General features: G+C 44.0%; 20 protein-coding genes. 17 read left to right on the top strand and 3 right to left on the bottom strand.

What is annotated here, in order from left to right:
* The 5 genes from HMPREF9969_RS10805 (at position 1) to hisS (ending at position 9,026) form a co-directional block, all read left to right on the top strand.
* Entirely contained in the window at positions 1–1,956 is a 1,956-nt protein-coding gene (locus HMPREF9969_RS10805) for an Eco57I restriction-modification methylase domain-containing protein (protein ID WP_009435760.1), read from the top strand.
* Complete coding sequence (locus HMPREF9969_RS10800; protein ID WP_009435877.1) at positions 1,956–5,306, top strand: DEAD/DEAH box helicase; 3,351 nt, start codon at positions 1,956–1,958, stop codon at positions 5,304–5,306. The genes HMPREF9969_RS10805 and HMPREF9969_RS10800 overlap by 1 nt, the downstream gene beginning before the upstream one ends.
* 391 nt (positions 5,307–5,697) lie before the next feature.
* Positions 5,698–6,204 carry a Fur family transcriptional regulator gene (locus tag HMPREF9969_RS10795; protein WP_009435969.1) on the top strand — a complete coding sequence of 169 codons (507 nt, stop codon included), beginning with the start codon at positions 5,698–5,700 and terminating at the stop codon, positions 6,202–6,204.
* On the top strand, positions 6,201–7,475 hold the full coding sequence (locus HMPREF9969_RS10790) for an adenylosuccinate synthase (protein ID WP_009435849.1): 1,275 nt from the start codon (positions 6,201–6,203) through the stop codon (positions 7,473–7,475). The genes HMPREF9969_RS10795 and HMPREF9969_RS10790 overlap by 4 nt, the downstream gene beginning before the upstream one ends.
* A 189-nt stretch (positions 7,476–7,664) precedes the next feature.
* Complete coding sequence (hisS, locus tag HMPREF9969_RS10785; RefSeq protein WP_009435777.1) at positions 7,665–9,026, top strand: histidine--tRNA ligase; 1,362 nt, start codon at positions 7,665–7,667, stop codon at positions 9,024–9,026.
* 302 nt (positions 9,027–9,328) lie between these two features.
* Here the strand turns inward: hisS and HMPREF9969_RS10780 are convergent, their stop codons facing one another.
* Complete coding sequence (locus tag HMPREF9969_RS10780) at positions 9,329–10,537, bottom strand: L-serine ammonia-lyase (RefSeq protein ID WP_009435886.1); 1,209 nt, start codon at positions 10,535–10,537, stop codon at positions 9,329–9,331.
* A gap of 195 nt (positions 10,538–10,732) precedes the next feature.
* Here HMPREF9969_RS10780 and HMPREF9969_RS10775 point away from each other — a divergent pair, with 195 nt between their 5' ends.
* The 6 genes from HMPREF9969_RS10775 (at position 10,733) to crcB (ending at position 18,843) form a co-directional block, all read left to right on the top strand.
* A complete protein-coding gene (locus tag HMPREF9969_RS10775; RefSeq protein ID WP_009435762.1) occupies positions 10,733–11,461 on the top strand; it encodes a sugar phosphate nucleotidyltransferase in 729 nt (242 codons plus the stop codon).
* A 2-nt stretch (positions 11,462–11,463) separates the two neighbouring features.
* Positions 11,464–12,288: a hypothetical protein gene (locus HMPREF9969_RS10770; protein WP_009435928.1), complete on the top strand. Its 825-nt coding sequence runs from the start codon at positions 11,464–11,466 to the stop codon at positions 12,286–12,288.
* Positions 12,289–12,341: 53 nt separating this feature from the next.
* Positions 12,342–14,018 (top strand): HAD-IA family hydrolase, encoded by a 1,677-nt coding sequence (locus HMPREF9969_RS10765; RefSeq protein WP_009435931.1) that lies wholly within the window; start codon positions 12,342–12,344, stop codon positions 14,016–14,018.
* Positions 14,019–14,109: 91 nt separating this feature from the next.
* Positions 14,110–15,417, top strand: a complete 1,308-nt coding sequence (locus HMPREF9969_RS10760; RefSeq protein ID WP_009435790.1) for an inositol-3-phosphate synthase — start codon at positions 14,110–14,112, stop codon at positions 15,415–15,417.
* Between the two features lie 122 nt (positions 15,418–15,539).
* A complete protein-coding gene (locus HMPREF9969_RS10755; protein ID WP_036895700.1) occupies positions 15,540–18,236 on the top strand; it encodes a DUF5686 and carboxypeptidase-like regulatory domain-containing protein in 2,697 nt (898 codons plus the stop codon).
* 229 nt (positions 18,237–18,465) lie between these two features.
* Complete coding sequence (gene crcB, locus HMPREF9969_RS10750) at positions 18,466–18,843, top strand: fluoride efflux transporter CrcB (RefSeq protein ID WP_009435912.1); 378 nt, start codon at positions 18,466–18,468, stop codon at positions 18,841–18,843.
* A gap of 179 nt (positions 18,844–19,022) precedes the next feature.
* Here crcB and HMPREF9969_RS10745 read toward each other — a convergent pair whose 3' ends face one another.
* Together HMPREF9969_RS10745 and nspC are read right to left on the bottom strand one after the other, a co-directional pair.
* On the bottom strand, positions 19,023–19,718 hold the full coding sequence (locus HMPREF9969_RS10745) for a DnaJ domain-containing protein (protein WP_009435922.1): 696 nt from the start codon (positions 19,716–19,718) through the stop codon (positions 19,023–19,025).
* A 60-nt stretch (positions 19,719–19,778) separates the two neighbouring features.
* Complete coding sequence (gene nspC / locus HMPREF9969_RS10740) at positions 19,779–20,945, bottom strand: carboxynorspermidine decarboxylase (RefSeq protein WP_009435845.1); 1,167 nt, start codon at positions 20,943–20,945, stop codon at positions 19,779–19,781.
* Positions 20,946–21,018: 73 nt separating this feature from the next.
* Between nspC and HMPREF9969_RS10735 the strand changes: the two genes are divergently transcribed.
* From HMPREF9969_RS10735 to HMPREF9969_RS10715, 6 genes are all read left to right on the top strand, one after another.
* Positions 21,019–21,627, top strand: a complete 609-nt coding sequence (locus HMPREF9969_RS10735; RefSeq protein WP_009435970.1) for a thiamine phosphate synthase — start codon at positions 21,019–21,021, stop codon at positions 21,625–21,627.
* 57 nt (positions 21,628–21,684) lie between these two features.
* A complete protein-coding gene (locus HMPREF9969_RS10730) occupies positions 21,685–22,623 on the top strand; it encodes a ribose-phosphate pyrophosphokinase (protein ID WP_009435968.1) in 939 nt (312 codons plus the stop codon).
* Positions 22,624–23,028: 405 nt separating this feature from the next.
* Positions 23,029–23,172 carry a hypothetical protein gene (locus HMPREF9969_RS12920; protein WP_155715741.1) on the top strand — a complete coding sequence of 48 codons (144 nt, stop codon included), beginning with the start codon at positions 23,029–23,031 and terminating at the stop codon, positions 23,170–23,172.
* Between the two features lie 381 nt (positions 23,173–23,553).
* Positions 23,554–24,147, top strand: coding sequence for a TetR/AcrR family transcriptional regulator (locus HMPREF9969_RS10725; protein ID WP_009435879.1), 594 nt, complete (start codon positions 23,554–23,556; stop codon positions 24,145–24,147).
* A gap of 26 nt (positions 24,148–24,173) precedes the next feature.
* On the top strand, positions 24,174–24,920 hold the full coding sequence (fabG, locus tag HMPREF9969_RS10720) for a 3-oxoacyl-[acyl-carrier-protein] reductase (RefSeq protein WP_009435781.1): 747 nt from the start codon (positions 24,174–24,176) through the stop codon (positions 24,918–24,920).
* Between the two features lie 159 nt (positions 24,921–25,079).
* Positions 25,080–25,751: an RluA family pseudouridine synthase gene (locus HMPREF9969_RS10715; protein WP_009435993.1), complete on the top strand. Its 672-nt coding sequence runs from the start codon at positions 25,080–25,082 to the stop codon at positions 25,749–25,751.
* Positions 25,752–25,777 lie beyond the last annotated feature (26 nt).

The following is a 25,777-nucleotide window of genomic DNA, read 5'->3' as shown; positions in this document are numbered from 1 at the left end:
ATGTCAGAACCTATAGACATCCTTGAAGATAGATTGCTACACGATGAACCTGGGCTGCTTGAAGTGCTCTTAGTTGATCATTCCACTCAAAAGAACATCTTTTGGGCTACGGATAGTTACCTTGCTGAGGGTGAGGGCTATGGTTGGCACGATTGCATAACGGTGTCGGCTATCACGGGAAAGCATGGTAGTATCATCATGCCACGTGCCTTGAAAAGTCGTGACGAACAGCAACGACGCTCCCGACAGATGGCTGAAGTGTTCACACCAGCATGGCTCGTCAAGAAGATGAATGATGTTATTGACGAGGAAGAAAGCCATGCGCAAGACGGACAGAAGGACGAGTTCGAGCCGTGGCAACGCTATGTTCTGACCATGGAATTGGAGATTACCTGCGGAGAAGCACCTTTCCTCACCTCCCGTTACGACTCTGTTACTGCCGAACCTATCCCTGTTGAGGAGCGTGTGGGACTATTAGATCGCAAGTTACAAAGGGTGAACAAGTTTGCTATCGATACTGAATGGACACGATGGGCATTGCTGGCTTTGGCGAATGTGTACGGCTATGAGTGGCAAGGTGACAACCTCCTCTTGGCACGCGAAGCCCTCCTTGCTACCTTCGTTGAGTATCATGAGCACCGCTTCGGATGCCGACCAGCAAGTGAAACGATACGCAAGGCGGCAGAGATCATAGCATGGAATGTATGGCAGATGGACGGCTTGAAAGCCGTTGTGCCAGCCTCTTGTCATGATGAGAAGCGGGTCGATGCAGGTCTATTTGAAACCATCGAAACCATCACGCCTTGCCCTGGATGTGCCAAAGATGATGTTTTGGCGCATAATGGACAGCGTTGTCGATTGCGGAGATGGCTCCCATCAGCAACAGACATACCCGATTATTTCGAGTGTAATTACACGGACTTTATTACCAAGAAATATAAAACCTACCATAAAACAAAACGCCTTATGAGATTTGATTTCGTCGTTGGGAATCCACCATATCAGGATGAGATTGTAGGAGAACAAAAGAACTATATGCCACCAATATATCATTTGTTCATGGATGCAGCATACTCTGTTTCAAACAGAGTAGAGCTTATTACCCCTGCACGTTTCCTATTCGATGCTGGTTCAACTCCTAGTGTTTGGAATCAAAGAATGCTTGCTGACAAACACTTTAAAGTACTCCACTATGAGCCAATTAGCTCTAACCTCTTTCCTAACACAGGCTTTAGAGGAGGTGTAGCTATCACTTATAGAGACCTTGAAAAGGACTTTGGTGCGATAGAAGTATTTACACCTTATAATGAATTAAACGACATCCTTAGAAAGATTCTACCTATCGTAAGGAATCATTCCCTTGCTGAAATAGCTATATCAAGAACTTCATATCGATTGACAGATACGATGCATAAGGAAAATCCAGAGGCTATTTCGTGTCTCACGAAAGGTCATTCATACGATATGGCAACCAATATCTTTGATTTATTACCATTCGTTTTCCATACGAATAAACCCAATGATGGGAAGGAATATATCATGGTTGTGGGTAGAGAAAACAATGAGAGATGCTTTAAATACATAAGGCGTGATTACGTAAATGATGTTAGTAACTTAACAGCTTATAAAGTGTTACTACCAGAAGCAGCGGGGAGTGGTGAATATGGAGAGGCTTTACCCTCATCTATTATAGGCACACCTGGGTTGGCAAATACTGAAACTTTCCTAAGTATTGGCAGTTTCGTAGAGGAAAATGAAGCTTTACATCTACAACAATATATTAAAACAAAGTTTGTAAGAGGATTGCTTGGTATCATGAAAGTAACACAACATATAACTTCCGACATCGACTGGTCGCAGTCTATTCAGTCGATAGATTCGCAGCTATATGATAAGTATGGACTATCGGAAGAGGAGCGCAACTTTATTGAAACACACGTAAAAGAGATGAACTAATGAGGACACCTAATATTCGAACAAACCATGTAGTTATACCTAAGATATATGCTTACACCACACCTGGCGTTACTTATCATGATGGTTGGGTGAAGATTGGTTATACTGAAGCAGACGATGTTAACGTAAGAATCAAACAGCAATGTCACACGGCAAATATCGCTTGGATATTGGCTTGGCAGGGCAATGCTGTGTATGAAGGGTCGCACGATACCTTCATTGACAAGGCTTTCCATGCTTATTTAAATAAGTTGGGTTACCAGCAGGAAGCCCACACCGAGTGGTTTCGCATTGGTACGGACGAATCGAGAATGAAGTTTTATGACTTCCGAGAGAACCGTGGTTTTGTGAAAGGAAAGCCCACGCAGCAGTACCAACTACGTGAGGATAGTCAGGGAGAGGCTGTTCGCAAGACGATAGAGAGCTTTCGGAATAGTCCAGAAAGCGAATATCTATGGAATGCGAAACCCCGTTTTGGTAAGACATTAGCCGTCTATGACCTTTGCATGAAGATGCAGTTTCGGAATGTGTTAGTGGTTACGAATCGTCCAGCTATTGCCGACTCGTGGTATTCGGACTACCTAAAGTTCGTTGGACAAGACAAGTATCTCTTTGTGAGTCGTGTGCCCTCTTTGCTTCAGCGAAAGCCCACTCCTTGTCTTACTCGTCTACAATATGTGGAGCAGATAAAGCATGGTAACAGCGTAAAGAACTGCATTGAGTTTGTGAGTTTACAGGACTTGAAGGGTTCAATCTACTTCGGTGGCAGTCATAAGAAACTAGAGGAAGTGGCAGAGCTAACGTGGGATTTGCTAGTAATAGATGAAGCCCATGAGGGCGTAGATACGTATAAGACCGATGTAGCCTTTGACCAGATACGCCGCAAGCACACGCTCCACTTGAGTGGAACACCATTCAAGGCACTGGCGAATGAGAAGTTTCCTCAAAGTGCAATATACAACTGGACGTATGCTGACGAGTGCTTAGCTAAGGAGCAATGGGACGAAGAGAAGGGTTGTAACCCTTATATGGAAATGCCTAAACTCAATATGTACACCTATCGAATGAGCGACATCGTGACTGAGAAGGTGCGCCAAGGAGTGGAGATAGAAGGCGATGCGCAGGCTTATGCCTTCGACTTGAACGAGTTCTTCCGAGTAGAGCATGGACGCTTCGTGCATGATGAGTCGGTAGATAAATGGCTCGATGCGCTCAGCAGACAAGCACGTTATCCGTTCTCAACAGAGGCTTTGCGCAATGAAATAAGGCATAGTTTCTGGTTGTTGAATCGTGTTGATTCGGCAAAGGCATTGGCTAAGAAGCTAAGAGACACACAACGACATCCAGAGTTCGCAAGCATTGAGATTGTTGTTGCAGCAGGTGACGGTAAGACCGATAACGATGAGATTATAGAGGACGAGAGTTCCTTGATGCGTGTAAGGAAAGCCATTGCGGAACATCCGCAAGGCACGATTACGCTCTCCGTAGGGCAGTTGACAACGGGAGTAACTATCCCCGAATGGACAGCGGTGTTGATACTCAGCAATATGAAAAGCCCTGCCCAGTATATGCAAACGGCGTTTCGTGCGCAGACACCACACCTTTATATAGATGCTGATGGTCGGTATCATAGGAAAGAGAATGCCTACGTCTTCGACTTTGATCCAGCCCGCACGCTAAGTATCTATGAGGAGATGGCAAACGGACTAACGGCAGAGACGGCGTCGGGAGGTGGCGACATCGACACGAGAAAGGCGCATATCAGAGAGTTACTCAACTTCTTCCCCGTGATAGGCGAGGATGAGCAGGGCGAGATGGAGGCACTGGATGCCGAACAGGTGATGCTTATTCCTCGACGAATACGCTCTAAGGAGGTGGTGAGAAGTGGCTTTATGAGTAACTTCCTCTTCGCTAATATCTCCAATATCTATGGGTGTCCAGCAGGTGTAATCAGCATTATCAATAAGTTTGATGCTATAAAAGAATCGAAGAAGAACAGCGTTAATACTGATGATGTGGAGCAATTATCTCATGAGATAGATGCCGATGGGAATGCCCAACCGAGTGCCAATCAGGTGGCAGAGAGACAGGCAAGATTGTTTGGAGATAAGATATATGGTGAACCGAAAGAAGCAGTGGATAACATCATTGAAGAGAGTTTCGAGCGATATAGCCAGGCGAAAGAGAAGAAGGGAAAGAGTGCCGAGGAACAGATGATTGATAATGTGAGTGAACAGCTGACAAGCGTTTTACTGACCCATGCCAAAGAGCATGAAGAATCGAAGGAGGAGGCATTGTCGAAACGAAATCAGGGTCTTGCAGCAGTGAGAATCAAGAAGGCTGTGAATGAGCAGATAGGTAAGCATTGTCATCAAGCAGCCGTTGAGAAGAACACGTTGGACCATCAATGTAAGGAGGAGTGTGTTGGTAAGACAACACAAGAGCAACACGACATCCGAAAGCGGTATGAGGCAGAGAAGCAGGTGATAGACAAGGAGTTAGAGAAGACAGTGCAAGGAAAGTCGAAGGAGTTGCTTGAGAAGAGTGCAGAGATTGTTGCCGAGACCTATGAGCAACAGCGTATTGATGTGAAGAAAAGCGATGTGAATGAGGTTGTTCGCAATCATCTGCGTGGTTTCTCACGTACAATACCATCGTTCTTGATGGCTTATGGCAATGAAGCAACCACCTTGCAGAACTTCGATCAGGCTATTCCAGAGGAGGTGTTCTTAGAGGTGACAAGTGTGACGAAGGCGCAGTTCCGCTTGTTGAGAGATGGTGGTGAGTTTGTAAATGAGGAGACAGGGAAAACGGAGAATAGCCCTGGTCACTTCTTCGATGAGGTAGTTTTCAATGATTCTGTTAAAGAGTTCATGGCGTTGAGGAAGCGTCTTGCCAATTACTTTGAGCCTTCGAACAAGGAAGATATATTCAATTACATCCCTGCGCAACGCACCAATCAGATCTTCACACCTAAGGAGGTGGTGCGTAAGATGGTAGACTTATTAGAAGAGGAGAACCCTGGTTGCTTTGATGACCCACGTAAGACATTCGCCGACTTGTATATGAAGTCGGGGCAATACATTACAGAGATTGTGAAGCGATTGTATAATAGTCAGGGGTTGAAGAAGGCGTTTCCTGATTCGGAGAAACGCATTCGCCATATCTTTAAACATCAAGTGTATGGACTCGCTCCGACCGAGTGTATCTATCGTATCTCACTGCGTTATATCCTTGGATTTGACGATACTATCCACATTGATGAGGCTGATCATCACTTGCGTCAAGCTGATAGTCTGCCCGCTGCAAAGGCAGGAACTATGGGAGAGTTTTTAGATGAGGTGTTTTGAAGGAAACACCTCTCTTGAAACTTTTGAAGACTAGCTTGCAAATGTTACGGGTAGTTTTTGAATCAATATAAGCCTTTGATACCTAACGTTATAGGTGATATGTTAAAGGGGACAGCAAATATAATTAAAAATAAAAGAGGGGCTTTTAGTAAGATAGGAATAGGCACGTTGGGGGACAACTTGTCATAAAGAAAAGGTTGGATAATGCTTCCTGAGTTTGCAAAGAACAATGGGGAAGATGGCAAATAAGAATCTTTATAAGGGGAGAATGCCCTGCATTAGTAAGATGAAGTGGCTTATCTCTTCCCCACCGCTTTAACTTTTTTTTATTACCACATACTAGTTATATCATTAAAAAACACTAACTTTGTGCGAATTTAATCAGTAAGCTGTGACTAAAGACATAGTCAAAAAAAGAGTTCGAGATATTCTGGATGAGTACCTCGAAGCGAATAATCATCGCAAGACATCAGAGCGGTATGCTATTCTTGATGCGGTGTATGACATGAAAGGACACTTCTCTTTAGACGAATTGGGCGTAGAGCTTGAAACAAGGAACTTCCGTGTGTCTCGCGCAACGCTGTATAATACAATGCGTCTATTCATAGAGTTGCGCCTTGTCGTTAGACATCGTTTCATCGGACAAACCATGTATGAGGCTTGTTACGATAATGAAGATCATATCCACCAGATATGTACTGTATGTGGAACAGTGACCGAGGTTGAATCACCAGAGATCACTGAAGCGATTAAAAACACTAAGTTTTATCGCTTCCGAAGAGATGGCTTCTCATTATATATATATGGTATATGCTCTCGTTGCCAGGCTGTTCTGTCACGTCAGAAGAGCAAGTCCTTAACCCAAAAGCAAGGTAAAAACTCACATAAAAGCAAATGAACACAGGTAAAGTTGATGTCCTGTTGGGTCTCCAATGGGGTGATGAAGGTAAGGGAAAAGTCGTAGATGTACTCACACCACGTTATGATGTTGTGGCTCGATTTCAGGGTGGTCCTAATGCAGGACACACGCTTGAATTCGAGGGAGAGAAGTATGTTTTACGTTCCATCCCATCGGGTATCTTCCAGGGAGGAAAGGTCAATATCATAGGTAATGGAGTGGTCTTGGCACCTGATCTCTTTATGGGAGAAGCAAAGGAGTTAGAGAAGAGTGGGCACCCACTTAAGCAACGTTTGCGTATCTCAAAGAAGGCTCATCTCATCATGCCAACCCATCGCATCCTTGATAGAGCATACGAGGCTGCTAAGGGAAAGAATAGAGTTGGCACAACAGGTAAGGGCATTGGTCCTACCTACACAGATAAGATTAGCCGTAATGGATTGCGTGTAGGAGATATCTTATGTGACTTCGATCGTAAGTATGCAGAGCACAAGGAACGCCACATGAAGATGTTAGCTGCATTGGGGTGGACTGACTTTGAAGGTTTTGAAGATACTGAGAAACTATGGATGGAAGGCATTGAGTACATGAAAGAGTTTGAGTTTGTTGACTCTGAGCATGTCATCAATCACCTATTACGTGACGGCAAGAACATCCTCTGTGAAGGTGCTCAAGGAACAATGCTTGACGTCGACTTTGGGTCTTATCCATTTGTTACTTCATCCAATACTATATGTGCTGGAGCTTGTACAGGACTAGGTATTGGACCTAATAAAGTGGGCAATGTCTATGGTATCATGAAGGCATATTGCACACGAGTTGGTGCTGGTCCATTCCCAACCGAGTTGTTTGATGAGACTGGAAAGAGGATTCGTGACCTTGGTCATGAGTATGGTGCTGTAACAGGAAGAGAGCGTCGTTGTGGTTGGATAGACCTTGTTCAACTTCGTTACTCAGTAATGGTTGATGGTGTGACAGAGCTCATTATGATGAAGAGTGACGTACTTGACACCTTCGAAACCATTAAGGCTTGCGTTGCTTATGAGCTTCCTGATGGTACACAAACACAGGATTTCCCATATGAGATTGATGATGTGAAACCAATCTATAAGGAGTTCCGTGGTTGGAAGAAGGATATGACTCACTGTCGTTCCGCAGCAGAGTTCCCACAGGAGTTCCGCGAGTATGTTGCTTTCTTGGAGGAGTATCTTGAGACCAAGATTGGCATTATCTCTATCGGTCCTGACCGTGAGCAGACAATCGTTCTATAATCAATATAGGAACAAAAGAATTTTGAATAGTTAAGAGAATAAGGTTGTTAGGGAAGTAAAAGGACAAGGATATAAGGTCATTAGATGGTTCTCTCCTCTATAACTGACAATATCGTTTCTTTCACTTCTCTATCTCCTCCAATGCTCTTAACTGCTTTTTTATATTAAGAAGAATAACTATAACAGACAATGGCAAATAAACCTTCCATCCCAAAGGGCACCCGTGACTTCGGACCAGAGGAGATGGCAAAACGTAACTACATATTTGATACAATCAAAAGTGTCTATGCTTTGTATGGATTTCAGCAGATTGAGACACCTGCCATGGAGACTTTACACACCCTAATGGGCAAGTATGGCGATGAAGGAGACAAACTCCTCTTCAAGGTGTTGAACTCTGGTGACTATTTAAAGTCGGTTAGTGACGATGAACTCAAGGAGCGTAACACGTTGAAGATGCAAACGAAACTATGCGAGAAGGGACTTCGTTACGATCTTACTGTCCCCTTCGCACGTTACGTAGTCATGCATCGTGAGGAATTGCAGTTGCCTTTCAAGCGTTATCAAATACAACCGGTATGGCGTGCCGACCGCCCTCAAAAGGGTCGTTATCGTGAGTTTTACCAGTGTGATGCCGATGTTGTAGGTTCTGACTCACTATTAAATGAGGTGGAACTAATGCAGATTGTGGACACAGTCTTCACCAAGTTAGGGGTGAGAGTGCAGATAAAGATTAACAATAGAAAGATTCTCACGGGTATTGCCGAGGTGATTGGTGAGAAGGATAAGATTGTTGATATCACTGTTGCCATTGATAAGCTCGAAAAGATAGGACTTGAGAATGTAAACGAAGAGTTGCGTGCTGATGGTATATCAGAGGATGCGATTGCTAAGTTGCAACCGATCATTAAGTTGGAAGGAACCAACGAAGAGAAGCTAGCAGTGATTGCGGAAGCCTTGAAGGAGAGTGAGACTGGACTAAAGGGAGTTGAGGAAACACGCTTTATCCTTGATATGTTGAAGACGTCCGGACTAAAGAATGAGATACAACTCGACCTTACCTTGGCACGAGGACTTAACTATTACACTGGTGCCATATTTGAGGTTAAGGCGTTAGATGTGCAGATTGGCTCTATTACTGGTGGTGGTCGATATGACAATCTCACGGGTATCTTCGGTATGCCAGGGCTCTCTGGCGTTGGTATCAGCTTTGGTGCTGACCGCATATATGACGTTTTGAACACCCTAGACCTTTATCCAAAAGAGAGCGTGCAAGGCACTCAATTACTCTTTATCAACTTCGGTGAGCAGGAGACATCATATTGTCTTCCAATCGTAGCAGCCGCTCGTCGTGCGGGTATTCGCACCGAGATGTTCCCCGATAAGGCAAAGATGAAGAAGCAGATGAGCTATGCGAATGCAAAGAACATCGGTTTCGTGGCTCTTGCTGGAGAGTCGGAAATGGAAGAAGGAAAGGTTACATTGAAGAATATGACTACTGGTGAACAAGCGCTTGTGACGCCAGAGGAGTTGATAGCGAGGGTAAAGTAATAAAGAGAAGAAGCCTCACCCCCGCCCCCTCTCCGAATGGAGAGGGGAGTGAAAACTACTAGTAGGATGGAAGAGGATGGTTAGCAGGAATAGAGGTAATAATATTCTAGAATTAACGAAACGCCCTTCTCGAATGGAGAAGGGCGTTTCCTTATGTCGAAAAGAGCCTCTCTTTACATCAAGGAGACGCCCCCTTTATTTGCAATCAGCAGTATTCACGCCCCTCTCCATTCGGAGAGGGGACGGGGGTGAGGCTTCTTCTTTCCTCTTGGGAGGGGTTGGGGGAGGCTTACGTCCTACTCTTATACTTGATAATCTTTCGCTAATCCACCCTCACTTGTCTCTTTGTACAAGGATGGAATATCGTGTCCTGTCTGCTTCATCACCTCTACAACCCTATCAAAGGATACACGGTGACTACCATCACTAAACGATGCGTAGAGTTGAGCATCTAGTGCTCTACAAGCTGCAAAGGCGTTACGCTCAATACAAGGAATCTGTACTAAACCACAAACTGGGTCGCAGGTCATACCGAGATGGTGCTCAAGTCCCATCTCTGCAGCATATTCGATCTGTGACGGACTACCACCGAATAGCTGGCAAGAAGCGGCTGATGCCATTGCACAAGCAACCCCCACCTCACCTTGACAACCTACTTCCGCACCTGATATAGACGCATTGTACTTCACAATGTTACCAAAGAGTCCTGCCGTTGCAAGGGCATGTAAGATCTTAGTCTCTGTAAAGTCATGCCCCTTGGAGAGGTGATAAAGCACCGCTGGAACTACTCCGCACGCACCGCAAGTAGGTGCTGTAACAATCGTACCGTTCGATGCGTTCTCCTCACTCACCGCCAAGGCGTAGGCATAAACCATACCGCGACTCTGCAAAGAAGGCTTATAACCGCGTGCTTTGATATAATAAGTTGGAGCCTTACGAGCCAAATTCAGTGGACCAGGTAATGCCCCTTCACTATCCAATCCATGCTCAACAGCTGCCTGCATAGTATGCCAAACCTCACGCAGATAGTCCCAGAAATCATCATCCTCACACTGCTTTACATATTCCCAATAGCCCCTTCCATGATGTTCACACCATCCTTGAATATCCTTCAAAGTATGCAAATCATACACTTCCTGGTGTTTGAAGTAATCGCCCGTAGCCTTTCCTTCTGATAGCGCACCCCCTCCGACACTATAAACAATCCATTCCTCGAGTTGCTCACCAGCCTCGTTATAAGCTCGAAACTCCATTCCGTTAGGGTGATAAGGTAAGAAGATGCTAGGTTGCCAGATGATATCAACAGGTGCAATAGGCTTTAGTACGTCGATAATAGCCTTATCCGTCATGTGCCCCTTGCCTGTTGCTGCCAAGCTACCATACAATGTTACCTCGAAACGTGACGCCTCCGAGTGACGTTCTGCAAAGATGATTGCAGCTCGTTGTGGGCCCATGGTATGGCTACTAGAAGGCCCTTTTCCTATTCTAAAGATTTCTTTGAGTGACTCCATTAACTATTATCCTCAATCTTCCAAACTATGTTTTTAAAGCTACAAAGATACGAAAAAAAAGACAATGAGGTATCTCCTTGACTCCAAAATTATGATTACTCCGAGTCAACTCGTTTACTCGTCAACTTGAAGTAATCGTAACTTTGAATTACAAATTGTGCTTTTTGAAAGCAAAAATGTGTATCTTTGCATTTAATGAAATACGCAATCATCGCCGCAGGAGACGGCTCCCGACTGGCACAAGAAGGTGTTACTGATTCCAAGCCATTGGTTAAGGTGAATGGAGAACGGCTTATTGACCGATTGATAAGAATCTTTGTTGCGAATCAAGCAACCGATATTCTCGTTATCTGCAATGAGCACATGACGGATGTTGCAAGGCACCTTGTGGAGGTGGAGGAGCAGGGATTGAATGGGCATCATGTCCCTCTGCAATTCCTGATTAAGTCAACTCCTAGTTCCATGCACAGCCTTTATGAGCTGCGAAAATACCTGCTGGACGAACCCTTCATACTGACAACTGTTGATACAATCTTCGATGAGCAAGCGTTCAGTTTGTATGTCTCCACCTTCCGAGAAAGGCTGCATAAGGGCGTGGATGCACTGATGGGTGTGACCGACTATATCGATGATGAGAAACCACTCTATGTGTCAACTGATCCGCAACTAAACGTTACGGGTTATTATGATAATGCACAATCTGATACGCAATATGTATCTGCGGGCATTTATGGACTAGCCCCTTCAACGCTCTCCATATTGGATGATTGCATTGCAAAAGGGCAACATCGAATGCGTAACTTTCAGCGTGCTTTGGTGGCAGGAGGGCTTCGTGTTGAGGCTTATCCATTGTCGAAAGTCTTTGACATCGACCATGCTTCTGATATAAAAAAGGCTGAAGAATATTTGAAAAAAAGGCTCTAACCATGTTACTCATACAACGGGCAAGGCGTTATTCGCCCCATTCTGAAGAGAAAGATTGGGCTATCTTGACAGAAGTCGGTAAACTGTTGGGTGCGGAAGAGGTGGTGAGTGAAGATTCGTTTGATACTTTCCTACATTCAATCCAATTACTGAATACAAGTCTATCAAAGGGTAATCTTTCAACTGATAAACCCCTCGTTCTCTCTATGGGGCGTGCTCCGCAGACCTTAAATTATCTATCCACTTTGGAGGGAAAAGGCGTCTGTGTCCTCAATCCCACAGCTGGTGTGCGAGCTTGCCAACGTAGTAATATCGAACGTGTAATGCGTGAGAATCATCTTCCATTGCCACCTTCAGAAGGCGAAAAAGGCTATTGGCTGAAGCGTGGCGATCAAAGCGCAGAGACCCAAGAGGACGTTTGCTATTGTGCAAATCGAACTGAATTGGAGCTTGCCAAAGAGCATTTTCGGCGGCGAGGAATCGTTGATTTCATTGTACAAGCGCATGTGGAAGGCGATTTAATCAAGTTTTATGGTGTCGAAGGAACGAAATTCTTTCGTTGTTTCTATCCTTGTGACGATGGTGAAACGAAGTTTGGTGCAGAGCTGCAGAATGGTATTTCTCATCATTTCAGCTACTCCAAAGAGCAGTTGCAACACGATGCAGAACAGTTGTCGAGGCTTTTGCAAACCCCCATCTATGGTGGCGATGCTATCATCCGAGCCGATGGAACTTATGTCATCATCGACTTCAATGATTGGCCGAGTTACTCCCGTTGTCGTCAAGAGGCAGCTCAAGCGATTGTTGAAAGAGTGCGTCAGTTGTGAAAGGCATACCCTTTTGACAATTAACAAACGATAATGAAAGTCTTGAAAGATACATGATAATAAGAGAGAAAATAGATAAATTCCGAACATTACTACGTGCTTCTATGAAGTCGGAAGACACCGAAGAGTGGCTAGATGTGCATTTCACACGTCCCATCGGACTTGCTTTTGCCTTGTTCTGGCACCGCTTTGGCGTCACTCCTAACAGCATTACAATCCTCTCCATATTCCTTGGTGTGGTGGCAGGAGTGATGTTCTCTTTCACAGACACATTATATAATGTAGTGGGCGTAGTGCTCTTGATGCTTGCAAACTTTTGTGATTCCACCGACGGACAACTAGCTCGTCTCACCAACCAGCGGTCTATGAAGGGACGTTGTTTGGATGGTTTCGCAGGCGATACATGGTTTTTTACAATCTATCTAGCCCTTGTCTTGCGCCTTTGGAACGAGCCTATACCCCTTACAACAGTCCCTTGGGGCATTGGAGGGTTGGCTCTGGCAGCCGTTGCAGGTCTATTGTCTCACTCGCCACAAAGCTCCTTGAGCGACTATTATCGTCAGATACATCTTTACTTCCTGATGGGTAAGAAAGGATCAGAACTAGACTCTTATGCACAGGAACAAGCGATAGTTGAATCGCTGAAAGGCAAATCGAATGCCTTTTGGGAGCGTGCTTTCCATGCTAATTATCAGTATTATTGTAAGAGTCAGGAGCGTCGCACACCTGCTTTTCAGCGTTTCCACAAAGCGTTGATGGCACAATATGGCAGCATAGAGCAGGTTCCGCAAGAACTGAAAGAACGTTTTTTGAAAGGGAGTCGACCGCTCATGCCCTTCACAAACCTACTTACTTTTAATAGTAGAGCTATCCTCCTTTACGTCACCTGCTTACTGAATTGCCCTTGGATCTACCTCCTTTTTGAAGTCACGATATACAACCTCATGTACATATATATGCACAAGAAACACGAGAAATTATGTGCGTCTTTGATGCAGAACATCGGTGAGGAGAGACAGATAAAGCCGTTGGTTATCCTCTTCGACTTCGGTGGAACGCTCGATACACAGGGCTGTCACTGGGGTAAAATGCTTTGGCATGGATATGAAGCGATGGGAGTTTCTGTGACAGAAGAGCAGTTTCGGGAAGCCTATGTGTATGCTGAACGTAAGTTAGGGAGCGAACCTTTGATTCATGCCAACGACACTTTTCGTAGGATGTTATCGGTGAAACTCAGCTTAGAGTTCGATTACCTTTTAGAGAAAGGATGGCTGACTATTGATGAGCAAAGTGTGAGGAAGATGCAAACCAGGCTCGAAGACCACTTATATAATAAGGTGGAAACGACAATCGAAAGCAGTAAGAACACCCTTGAACAGCTTCGGAAGCGATACAGACTGGGCTTAGTAACCAACTTCTATGGCAATATGTCCGTTGTACTCAATGAGTTCCATCTGTCTAATCTCTTTGAAGTTGTGACCGAGAGTGCCGTTGTTGGTGTTCGTAAACCATCTCCAGAGATATTCAGAAAAGCCGTTGCCGCTATGCAGGTAGAGCCTCGCAAGGTGTTAGTAGTGGGTGATAGCTATACGAAGGACATCCTTCCTGCCCACGAGATAGGCTGCCGTACCTGTTGGCTCAAGGGTGAGGGATGGGACAAACAAGAGCCAGAAGCACCTGTTTCCGACCTTATCATTCATGAATTAAAGTCGCTTTTAGCGTACAAATGAGTGCAATTAAGTGCGTAAACAAGCTGAATAATAGAGAGAAAAAAGCAATAAAAATAAAATAAGAACGTTTAGTTTATAATATATAAAACGTATGAAACAAATGGATGTAAAGCCTGCAGAAGGTAGACTCGGTGTGTTGGTCGTTGGATGTGGAGCTGTTGCAACAACATTCATGACGGGTGTGTTGATGGCATGTAAGGGACTAGCAAAGCCCATTGGGTCGATGACACAATATGACAAGATACGTGTTGGGCATGGAGCCGATAAGCAGTATCTACACTATAAGGACATCATTCCGATGGCAGACTTGCGTGATCTTGTCTTCGGAACATGGGATGTCTATCCTCAAAACGCATATCAAGCTGCTGTCTATGCAGAGGTCTTGAAGGCGAAAGACATTGAGCCTGTTCGGGACGAGCTGATGGCTATTAAGCCAATGAAAGCAGCCTTCGACAAGAATTACGCCAAGCGTCTTGATGGCGATAATGTTAAGGATTGCAAGACGAGATGGGACATGGTTGAGGCGTTAAGAGCCGATATCCGTGACTTTAAAGAGCGTGAGCAATGCGATAGAGTAGTGGTTATCTGGGCTGCATCTACTGAAATATATGTACCTTACGATGCGGCTTATCATAAGACACTCGACCAACTGCAAGCTGCGATGAAGGCTGACGACAGAGAGCACATAGCCCCTTCCATGTGTTATGCTTATGCTGCTTTGGAGGAGAGATGCCCGTTTATCATGGGTGCTCCTAACACTACAGTGGACATTCCCGCGATGTGGGAATTAGCAGAGAAGACGCACATGCCGATTGCAGGAAAGGACTTCAAAACAGGGCAAACACTGGTTAAATCAGGCTTTGCACCTATCATTAAGACCCGTAATTTGGGCTTGGCAGGATGGTTCTCAACCAATATCCTCGGTAATAGAGATGGGCTTGTTCTGGACGAGCCAGCCAATTTCCACACCAAAGAAGTTAGTAAGTTGTCCACCTTGGAGACCATTTGTAAACCAGAGGAGCAGCCCGATTTATATGGAAACATCTATCACAAGGTGCGTATCAACTACTATCCTCCACGCAACGATGACAAAGAAGGATGGGATAACATTGATATCTTTGGATGGATGGGATACCCAATGCAGATCAAGATAAACTTCCTTTGCCGTGATTCCATCCTTGCCGCACCCTTGTTACTAGACCTTGTTCTGCTGTCAGATGTGGCTGCTAGGGCTGGAAGATATGGTATTCAACGCTTCTTGAGCTTCTTCCTAAAGAGCCCAATGCACGACTTCACGCAAGGTGAAGAGGCTGTGAACAACCTCTTTGAGCAGTACACAATACTCAAGAATGCCATCCGTGAGATGGGTGGATACGCCGCCGACGAAGAGATTGACTAGTGTTGCTGTATTCGATATAGTCGTTCGGAAGGGCTTAAAAGTGATTTAAAAAGATGGTATTAGATAGAGTAAGAAAACATCAAAAGTCAGTGTTCTCCGTACTTCGAGACCGACTGAATATAATGCTGTTGATGTGCCTTTTCATTGTAGCGGGCACGTCAATAGCTCATGCGCAACAACCTCTCCCTTCAGTCTTAAAGGTAGACTCCCTACCAGTTAAGGCTGATTCGTTGTTATTAGGCACTGATTCTATGGCACTTGCTACCGACTCGCTTATTCAGATGATGGACTCTCTTGCAAAGGAGGTAAGCAAGCCTGCCCCTATAGTCGATAGTACTTTGCTGCAATGTTATGTGGTTGACTCACAGACAGGAGATAGTATTCCTTATGCCAATGCCATCTATCGAACACTCAAGGTGGGGGCTTCGAGCGATGCAGACGGGCATTTCACCATAGAGAAGAAAGCTGGTGAACAACTCACCGTGACGGCAGTTGGCTATAAACCTCGTCGAATCAAAGTGACGGATGACACGCCTAATACGTTACATATAACGCTTATTGCCGATTCAAAGCAACTGCAAGGTGTGGTGGTAAAAGCCAAACGCAGGCATCGTTATTCACGCAAGGATAACCCTGCAGTAGAGCTTATGAAACGAGTAATAGCAGCCAAGAAGGAGTCGTTACTATCGAACCACAGCTACTATCAATATGATAAGTATCAGAAGGTAACGATGGCTATTAACAACCTAACTCCCGATGACATCGAGGGCAAGATGTTCAAGAAAGCACCTTGGTTACTCGATCAGGTGGAGGTGTGCCCATATAACAACAAGCTCATACTTCCTATCTCCGTCGATGAGACACTCACGCAACACATCTATCGTAAAAACCCTCGAGACGAGAAGGATATAGTGTTAGGTCAGACGACAAAGGGTATCTCTAAACTCATTCAAACAGGTGAGGCGTTGAACACAATAGTAAAGGATCTCTTCAAAGATATCAACCTCTATGATGATCAAATCGACCTTCTGCAAAAGAGATTCCCCTCTCCAATAGGCTCAACTGCCATCTCCTTCTATCATTTCTATATAGATGATACGGTCTATGTGAACCAAGATCAATGTATCAGACTGCAGTTTATGCCAGCTAACCAACAGGACTTTGGCTTCCGTGGGGAGCTCTATGTGCTGAACGATAGTACGTTACATGTGAAGAAATGTGATATGCAGTTGCCTGCAAACACAGGTGTTAACTTTGTCGATGCGATGAAGTTTGAACAGGAGTTTACCAAGTTGAATAATGGCGAATGGGCGTTGACAACGGATAACATGGTGGCTGAGTTGAAACTTACTGACCTTCTTCAGCGTGCCATTGTGATACGAACAACGGGTATGAATAACTATGCTTTCACTCCTATTGACGACAAACTCTTCAAGGGGAAGGCAAAGGTTACGTATGATGCAAACGCTAAAATGCGTGATAATGACTTCTGGGCAGCACATAGAACGACCCAACTAACCAAGAGCGAAGCCAGTATGGACTCGTTCGTGAAGCGCATGTCTAAGACCAAGCACTTCAAGTGGCTGCTGTTTACAACGAAGGCTCTTGTGGAGAACTTTATCGAAACTGGCAATGAAGATAAGCCTAGTAAGGTTGATCTCGGACCGGTTAACACCTTCATTTCAAAGAACTTTGTCGATGGTATTCGATTGCGTGCTTCAGCTCGGACAACGGCTAAGTTTAATCCACACTGGTTCTTCGAAGGCTATTACGCATATGGTACGAAATCGCATCAAAACTACTATGATGCGAAGGTGACATACTCTTTCAACAAGCCAGAATATCAACCGATTGAGTTCCCGATACGCACCATCTCCATCGAATCAAATAGAGATGTTGAATCGCCATCAGATAAGTATTTGAAGCATAACAAGGATAACATCTTCATGACCTTCCGTCCTGTAAAGGTGGAGAAACTCTATTTCTACAATCGTCAGAGGATAAAGTTTGAGTGGGAAACAAACTATGGTTTGGCAACAAGCATTGGTCTTAGCACAGAGAGCAATCGCCCTACTGGTAAGTTGATATACGAGAAGATGGATGGCTCGTTGGTTGATCGTATTCGTTTGACAGAGCTTTCTTTGAGTCTAGACTATCGTCCTGGGCAGAGTTATGTAAACTCAAAACAGAGGCGAATGGAGGTGAATCTCGATGCTCCAGAGTTCAAGTTGAAGCACACAATGGGCTTAAAAAACTTCTTAGGAGGTCACTTTAATACGAATCTCACCGAACTCGCAATCTATAAACGATTCTGGTTAGGGAGCTGGGGACACGTTGATACACGTGTAGAAGGAGGTGCACAATGGAATAAAGTACCATTCCCCTTCCTCATCACACCACCTGTCAACACCTCATACTTCGAACACCTTGGTACGTTCAACCTCATGCAACCACTTGAGTTCCTTAATGATAGGTATGCTAAATTCAACCTTGCTTGGGACTTGGAAGGCAAAGTTTTCAATCGAGTTCCATTGTTGAAGAAGTTGAAGTGGCGTGAGTATGTAGCCTTCAAGGGCATGTGGGGGCACCTAACAGATAAGAACAATCCCTTCTTACCACAGAACTCTAACGATCCAGACTTATATAAGTTTCCTGATGGAACAGGCGTTATGACGAATGATCCTTATCTAGAGTTTGTGGTCGGAGTACACAATATCTTCAAGTGTCTGGAGGTCGATTATGTGCGCAGACTGACCTATACTCATGCGCCAGGAATCTCTAAGAATGGTATAAGATTTGGTTTTAATCTTGTGTTCTAGTGCCTCCCCAAGCCCCTCCGAAGGAGGGGATGTGCTTTAGGGAGTTGTTAGGATGTGAGTTGGAAACGCCTTCTTCATATTAAAGGAGGCGTTTCTTCATAATGAAGAGACGCTCTCTTTCTATGAACGGAAGCGTCCCTTAACTAACTTCCGTTAGGCTCTTCTCCCCTTGGGGGAGGTTGGTTGGGGTTTTACTTATGGTTTTAGTGATTAGATATAAGTATCGATTATGTGGAAAGATATTATTTTAGTAGGTATTGGAAGTTTCGTTGGTGGTAGTCTTCGAATGGTTATCTCAAAGTATGTTCAGCTTGCTATCGCTGGTTCCTTCCCCTTAGGAACACTCGTCGTGAACGTTTTGGGGTGTTTTCTAATTGGTATATTCTCCTCATTACCAGGTGAGAATGGAGGTATTAGTACGTCTACTCGCCTTTTACTAACTACTGGTTTCTGTGGGGGATTCACGACTTTCTCCACCTTTATGAATGAGAATGTCGGCTTGATGAAAGGCGGTGATGGATTCGTCGTATCCGTTCTTTACATCCTAGCCTCCCTCGCTTTGGGCTTTATAGCAGTATTGGCAGGTAGGGTAGTGGTGGCGCATTAAGGAGTACCAAAGGCTCTTCTTCAAGACAAGAGACGCCCTTTTGCATTGCAAAAGGGCGTCTCTTTGTACCTTACTAAGGCTCTTCTTCAATCGAACTTGTATCTACTTGATAATCAGAAGGGCTACAAGATGAATTTAAAAGTAGGTCGGAAGAGCCATAAAGCGCCTCTTCCTTTGGGTTAAGCTTCGCGTCTCATCTGTTCGATAAGCTCCTTTTGATGATCCGTTAGATGGTCAGGAAGTTTCACGTTATAGGTGATGATGAGGTCACCAAAGGTGCCATCCCCCCTGTCGTAACCCTTTCCACGCAGACGAACCTTCGTTCCGCCTTGTGTTAAAGGCTTTACTTTCAGTTTTACCTTGTTGCCTCCAGAGAGTTGGATAACCACTTCGCCACCCAATAGGGCAGTGTAGAGATCAATGCCAACAGTGGCTTCCATCTGTCCAGGATTAGGCTGTCCGTAAGCTCTTCCAGTACTTCCTGCCGATGAGCGACGCCTTCCTGCACCTCCAAATAGGTCTTGGAAGAAGCTGCTGAAGCCGCCTCCGCCATTGCCAAAGCTGCTGAAATCGAATCCTCCAAACGAGTTTGCATCCCCTTGACTACCATTAAAACCACCGAAGCCACCCGCTTGCTCGTAGGCATCAGCATTCCTCCATTGCTCGCCATACTTATCATATTTAGCGCGTTTATCAGGGTCTCCAATGACTTCAAACGCCTCGCTCAATGCTTGGAACTTAGCTTTTGCCTTCGGATCGTTAGGATGTAAGTCTGGATGAAACTGCTTTGCACGTTTCCTATAGGCTGCCCGCACATCCTTCTGAGGGATGTTTCGATCCACACCTAGAATCTTATAATAATCTATAAATGCCATATCTTTGCCTCCTTATAATAGTTTATTTCATACTTAAAGATAGTAGCAAAGAGCGTGCCATCAGTCCATTCGGTCCCGATAATCTTCATAGGTAAACTCTCGCAAGACCTCTAGTTCGTTGTCAGGATGGAGTAGGGCGATAGCCGGATGACTGATTCCATTGAACATATTAGTCTTCACTGTCGTGTAATGAAGCATATCTTCAAAGATGATATTCTCGCCTATCTGCAATGGATGGTCAAACCTCCATGACCCCATCCAGTCACCACTCAAGCAGCTGTTAGCACCTAGTCGGTACGTATTTTCGCCCTCGGCAGATCCGTCCTCATCAACTAATTCGGCATTGCGAACGGCTGGATGGTAAGGCATCTCTAGACAGTCTGGCATGTGACAGGTGAAACTTACGTTCAAGATAGCCGTTTTTATGCCATGATCCTCCACCACATCGAGCACTTGAGCGACTAGTGGTCCCGTTTGCCAAGCGAAGGCACTACCAGGTTCGAGTATCACCTTTAACCAAGGATAGCGTTTCTTAAACTCTTTCAAGGCGTAAATAAGACGTGGAACATCGTAGTCTTTGCGTGTCATTAGGTGTCCGCCGCCAAAGTTAATCCACTTTAGTTGTGGGAACCAGTTGGCGAACTTCGCCTCAATATGCTCCAATGTGCGTTCGAAAACATCGCTACCACTCTCGCAATGGCAATGAATATGGAAGCCATCAACGCCCTCTGGCAGTGTAGCAGGGAGTTTTGAAGATGCGATACCGAACCTAGTTCCAGGTGCGCAAGGGTTATATATGAGTGTTTCTACCTCTGAATACTCTGGATTCACACGTAGTCCACAACTCAAGCGAGCGTTTGCTAGCTTTGCCCTAACGTGGTATTGCTCAAATTGAGACAATGAGTTGAATACGAGATGAGACGAGCATCGTGCAATATCATCAATCTCATAATCCGTATAACCAGGTGAGAACGTGTGCGTGGGAGCACCAAATTCCTCAAAGCCTAGTCGTGCCTCATACAGAGAGGACGCCGTTGTGGCATGGATATACTCACGGAAAATGGGGAAGGTACGCCATAAAGCGTATGCTTTAAAGGCTAGAATAATCTCAACATCAGCCTCCTTAGCAACACTGGCGATCAATTGGAGGTTCTTTCGTAAACGCTCTTCTTCCAATATGTACATCGGTCGGGAGAGTTCGTTGTAAGTCTTTGGATTTACTTTCATGGTGCAAATATAAGGAAAAATTTGCGGTTTTCAGAAATAATATCTACCTTTGCAATACAAATAAAGTATGAGCATGAAGCTGGTTATTATGACTAAGTCCACCTTCTTTGTAGAGGAGGATAAGATAATAAGTATGCTCTTCGAGGAAGGACTTGACTGCCTACACATCTCGAAGGTTGACCCGTCTCCACTTTATTTAGAGCGCCTTTTGGCTCTTATCCCATCTCATTATCATAGCAAAATAGTTGTACATCAGCACTTTCAGATGAAGAGTGAGTATGGTCTAGGTGGTATCCACTTGGATAACCCCAGCCTTGCTACACCTCACGGATATAGAGGGCACATCAGTCGGAGCTGTGACGATGTGATGAAACTAAAGGCAATTAAGAAACAATCAGACTATGTCTTTCTGAAAAACATCCATCAGCCTCGTGAGAATACGGCTGCTACTGAACATATCTTGTCGGATATTGAATTGGAAGAAGCACGTAAACAAGGGCTCTTAGGAAAGCATGTTTATGCAATGGGAGGCATTACGATAGATGATTTCCCACGTTTGCACGACCTCGACTTTGGTGGAGTTGTGGTTCGAAACGACCTTTGGGATCAGTTTTGTATCCATAGTGAGCAGAACTTCAACCCTATTATTAAATACTTCCGTAAGCTTCGCACGATTTGTTAGGGGCTTTCGGTAGCTAACAGTTGATTTATACCTTATAAATATAAACAATATAAAGAAATGAGTGAAAACAACTCTTTTTTGGTCTTCTCAGGTACTAAGACAAGATATCTTGCTGAGAAAATCTGTGCTAGTTTAGGCTGTCCTCTTGGCAACTTAGTGATGACTCGCTTTTCAGATGGTGAGTTTGTTGTTTCTTATGAGCAGAGTATTCGTGGCAAGGATGTCTATCTTGTACAGAGCACATTCCCAAATTCTGATAACCTCATGGAGCTTCTCTTGATGATTGATGCAGCCAAGCGTGCTTCTGCACGACAGATTATTGCTGTTATGCCTTACTTTGGTTGGGCTCGTCAAGACCGTAAGGATAAACCTCGTGTCAGCATTGGTGCAAAGTTAATAGCTGACTTGTTGAGTGTTGCTGGTATCGATCGTTTGATGACCATGGACCTTCATGCAGATCAGATTCAAGGTTTCTTCAATGTTCCTGTTGACCACCTCTATGCTAGCGGTGTTCTTCTTCCTTATGTGCAGAGCCTTCACTTGAAGGATTTAGTTATTGCTAGTCCTGATGTTGGCGGCTCTAAACGTGCCAACACATACGCTAAGTATTTGGGTTGTCCGCTCGTTCTTTGCAATAAGACACGTGCTCGTGCAAATGTTGTAGATACAATGCAGATTATTGGTGATGTAAAGGATAAGAACGTAATCATCGTTGATGATATGGTTGATACAGCTGGTACCATTACGAAAGCAGCAGACATTATGAAGGAGGCAGGGGCAAAGAGTGTTCGTGCAATTGCTTCTCATTGCGTCATGAGTGGTCCTGCAACAGAGCGTGTAGAGGCTTCTGCGTTGGAAGAGATGGTCTTCACAGATTCTATTCCATACACTGCTCGCTGTTCAAAGGTTAAGCAGATCTCTGTTGCCGATATGTTTGCTGAGACGATTAAGCGTGTTTTGAATAATGAAAGTATCTCAAGTCAATATCTTATCTAATTGATTAATTAAATAGGTAAAAACTTGCGATTAAACATATAATGAGGGGTAGAACGAAGAGTTCTGCCCCTTTTTTAGACTTTTAGAGTCGTTTCCGTTGATATAAGTCAATAAATGATGTGTGATGCAAAAAATAGTCTGCTAAAGTTTTGTTGTGTGCGAAAACAGCCTTACCTTTGCATTGTCAAAAGACAAATAGATTGTTTAGGTTAGTAGTAATAGATTTAGGTTTTTAGTTATTTAGTTTAAGGTAGAACAAAAGAGATTGTTCAGGTTTCAATTAAATAGGTTTAGTTTAGGTAATAAGTAAGATTGATTAAGGGATAACAATGACGCAAGATGATTGGGTATACGCCGTGAGGCGGTAACCCAAAAGTCAAGCTCAATCGTTCACAGAGATGTGAATTGACAAAGGGTACGGCACTTGATGCTGTACCCTTTGTCATTTCTATAGTCTTAATTAATTGTTATCAGATAGAGAGAGGTAAGCTCAAACTCTTCGTGATGATGATGAATATTGGTGGAGTTAATGCTCCGCACCACTGCTAATACATTCTCTGACTGAGGTTGAAAGGCAAGAGGCTATACAAACGATATATAGAGGTGGATCGGAGGGAGAATAATTTTGCAGTCATTGCTATCATTATTTGGCAGGTTCTAAGTTGTTTTTAATTAGCGAGTTAATCAAATTGTTCAAAATGACAGCAACTTGTTCTTTAAATGAACTATGGTTTAAGAGGCTTTTTAGTAAGCCAAAGTAGTGTTTGTTAAGGTAATAAGTAAAAACTTTCCTTATGCGTCTTTTCTATTAACCTAATCGTTTAATCGTGAAGTTTTATAGCTCTAAATTTGCTAATGTGGGATATAATATATACTTTTGCACATAAGATTTGCAACGTGCAAATCAGTGATTAGAGGAATAACGAACGAATGTCAATATCAAAAACTAGGCAGAAGCTTGTTGATGTAGCACGCCAACTCTTTGCAAAGAATGGCATTGCTAATACAACGATGAACGACATTGCGAAATCATCTGGTAAAGGAAGACGGACGCTCTACACCTATTTCAAGAGTAAAGATGATGTATATTATGCAGTGATAGAGTCAGAGTTGGAACGTCTATCGGATAAGTTAGATGAGGTGGCAGCAAAGCGTATTAGACCTCAAGATAAGATTATCGAACTGATTTACACCCACCTAAGTATGATAAAGGAAACGGTTATGCGTAATGGAAACTTGCGTGCAGAGTTCTTTAGAAATATATGGATGGTTGAGAAAGTACGCAAGAACTTTGATGAAGACGAGATTGAACTCTTTCGCAAGGTATACGCTGAAGCGAAAGAAGATGGCGAGTTTGATATTGACAATGTAGAGCTAGTTGCAGACATCACACATTATTGTATTAAAGGGTTAGAGGTGCCATTTATCTATGGTCGGTTAGGTCATGGATTAACTGAAGAGTCGTCTCGTCCGTTAGTAGCAAAGGTGGTTTATGGTGCACTGGGTAAGGGTATTATAAAGTAATAACTAACAATATAAACTAAGACAATATGAAATTATTGGAAGGTAAGACAGCCCTCATCACAGGAGCTGCACGTGGTATTGGTAAGGCTATAGCATTGAAATTTGCAGAGGAAGGCGCTAACATCGTATTCACTGACCTTGTTATTGATGAAAATGGTAAGGCTACTGAAGCAGAGATAGCAGCTAAGGGTGTTAAAGCTAAGGGTTACGCTAGTAACGCAGCAGACTTTGCACAAACTGCAGAGGTCGTTGCTAAGGTTAAAGAAGAGTTTGGTTCTATTGATATCCTAGTTAACAATGCAGGTATAACAAAGGATGGTCTTATGCTCCGAATGACCGAACAGCAGTGGGATGCTGTTATAGCTGTTAACTTGAAGAGTGCCTTCAACTTCATCCATGCGTGCGTCCCTGTCATGATGCGTCAGCGTGGTGGTAGCATTATCAACATGGCTAGTGTTGTTGGTGTACATGGTAACGCAGGTCAGTCTAACTATGCTGCTTCAAAGGCAGGACTTATCGCTTTAGCAAAGAGTGTGGCTCAGGAAATGGGTCCAAAGGGTATCCGTGCTAATGCAATTGCACCTGGTTTCATTGATACAGCGATGACTCAAGCCCTTTCACCAGAGATTCGCAAGGAGTGGACAGATAAGATTCCTCTTCGTCGTGGTGGTACAGTTGAGGATATTGCAAACACTGCAGTTTATCTTGGTTCAGACCTTTCTAGCTATGTATCTGGTCAGGTTATCCAGGTAGATGGTGGTATGAATATGTAATTACAAGCCTCCCTATTCCCCAACAAGGGGAAGGGAGACATTCTTGCTAAGGCTTCAAACTTGCGTTAGCAATACTCTTGAAAATCATAAATCACTAAAAGGAAATATACACCGAACCACAAGCACTCTTTTAGATGAGGCTTGGAAAAACTATATACTATGCAAGTACTTTACGAAGATAACCATGTCATAATTGTCTATAAAGAGGCTGGTGAGATTGTGCAAGGCGATAAGTCGGGCGATATACCATTGTCAGAGATTGTCAAACAATGGTTGAAAGAAAAATATCAAAAGCCTGGTAATGTCTTTCTAGGGGTTGTTCACAGACTTGACAGACCTGTTTCTGGTTTAGTTATCTTTGCTAAGACATCCAAAGCACTTACTCGTTTGAATAACATGTTCCGCAATGGTGAGGTGCATAAGACCTATTGGGCAATCGTTACTCGACCTCCTTTTGAATCTGAAGCAACGTTAACTGATTGGCTTGTGCGTAATGAGAAGCAGAATAAGAGTTACGCTTATAACCATCAAGTGCCCACTTCCAAGAAGTCAATCTTACATTATAAGGTTATCAATCAGACAGACCATTACACGCTTTTAGAGGTTAATTTGATGACAGGAAGGCATCATCAAATACGTTGCCAGTTGTCTAATATGGATTGTCCTATTAAGGGTGATTTAAAGTATGGAGCCCCTCGTTCTAATCCAGATGGCGGTATCTGTTTGTTAAGCCATCGTGTGGAATTTATCCACCCAGTATCTAAGGAACTCATAAAAGTAGAGTCTCCTCTACCTAATGATAACCTTTGGCAAGCGATTGGAAGGTTCTAGTATTGTTTAACCCTCCAATCACCTTA

The organism is Prevotella sp. oral taxon 306 str. F0472, assembly GCF_000257925.1.
Classification (GTDB): Bacteria; Bacteroidota; Bacteroidia; order Bacteroidales; family Bacteroidaceae; genus Prevotella; species Prevotella vespertina.
The sequence above is the reverse complement of the archived record's forward strand: the minus strand, read 5'-3'. Positions and strand labels throughout refer to the sequence as shown.

Excerpts from the sequence above, each read along its gene's own strand:
- HMPREF9969_RS10760 (WP_009435790.1), top strand. The coding sequence starts at position 14,110 with ATGAAACAAATGGATGTAAAGCCTGCAGAAGGTAGACTCGGTGTGTTG.
- hisS (WP_009435777.1), top strand. The coding sequence starts at position 7,665 with ATGGCAAATAAACCTTCCATCCCAAAGGGCACCCGTGACTTCGGACCA.
- HMPREF9969_RS10715 (WP_009435993.1), top strand. The coding sequence starts at position 25,080 with ATGCAAGTACTTTACGAAGATAACCATGTCATAATTGTCTATAAAGAG.
- HMPREF9969_RS10745 (WP_009435922.1), bottom strand. The coding sequence starts at position 19,718 with ATGGCATTTATAGATTATTATAAGATTCTAGGTGTGGATCGAAACATC.
- HMPREF9969_RS10770 (WP_009435928.1), top strand. The coding sequence starts at position 11,464 with ATGTTACTCATACAACGGGCAAGGCGTTATTCGCCCCATTCTGAAGAG.
- nspC (WP_009435845.1), bottom strand. The coding sequence starts at position 20,945 with ATGAAAGTAAATCCAAAGACTTACAACGAACTCTCCCGACCGATGTAC.
- HMPREF9969_RS10730 (WP_009435968.1), top strand. The coding sequence starts at position 21,685 with ATGAGTGAAAACAACTCTTTTTTGGTCTTCTCAGGTACTAAGACAAGA.
- HMPREF9969_RS10735 (WP_009435970.1), top strand. The coding sequence starts at position 21,019 with ATGAAGCTGGTTATTATGACTAAGTCCACCTTCTTTGTAGAGGAGGAT.
- HMPREF9969_RS10775 (WP_009435762.1), top strand. The coding sequence starts at position 10,733 with ATGAAATACGCAATCATCGCCGCAGGAGACGGCTCCCGACTGGCACAA.
- fabG (WP_009435781.1), top strand. The coding sequence starts at position 24,174 with ATGAAATTATTGGAAGGTAAGACAGCCCTCATCACAGGAGCTGCACGT.
- HMPREF9969_RS10765 (WP_009435931.1), top strand. The coding sequence starts at position 12,342 with ATGATAATAAGAGAGAAAATAGATAAATTCCGAACATTACTACGTGCT.
- HMPREF9969_RS10755 (WP_036895700.1), top strand. The coding sequence starts at position 15,540 with ATGCTGTTGATGTGCCTTTTCATTGTAGCGGGCACGTCAATAGCTCAT.
- HMPREF9969_RS10805 (WP_009435760.1), top strand. The coding sequence starts at position 1 with ATGTCAGAACCTATAGACATCCTTGAAGATAGATTGCTACACGATGAA.
- HMPREF9969_RS10800 (WP_009435877.1), top strand. The coding sequence starts at position 1,956 with ATGAGGACACCTAATATTCGAACAAACCATGTAGTTATACCTAAGATA.
- HMPREF9969_RS10790 (WP_009435849.1), top strand. The coding sequence starts at position 6,201 with ATGAACACAGGTAAAGTTGATGTCCTGTTGGGTCTCCAATGGGGTGAT.
- HMPREF9969_RS10780 (WP_009435886.1), bottom strand. The coding sequence starts at position 10,537 with ATGGAGTCACTCAAAGAAATCTTTAGAATAGGAAAAGGGCCTTCTAGT.
- crcB (WP_009435912.1), top strand. The coding sequence starts at position 18,466 with ATGTGGAAAGATATTATTTTAGTAGGTATTGGAAGTTTCGTTGGTGGT.
- HMPREF9969_RS10725 (WP_009435879.1), top strand. The coding sequence starts at position 23,554 with ATGTCAATATCAAAAACTAGGCAGAAGCTTGTTGATGTAGCACGCCAA.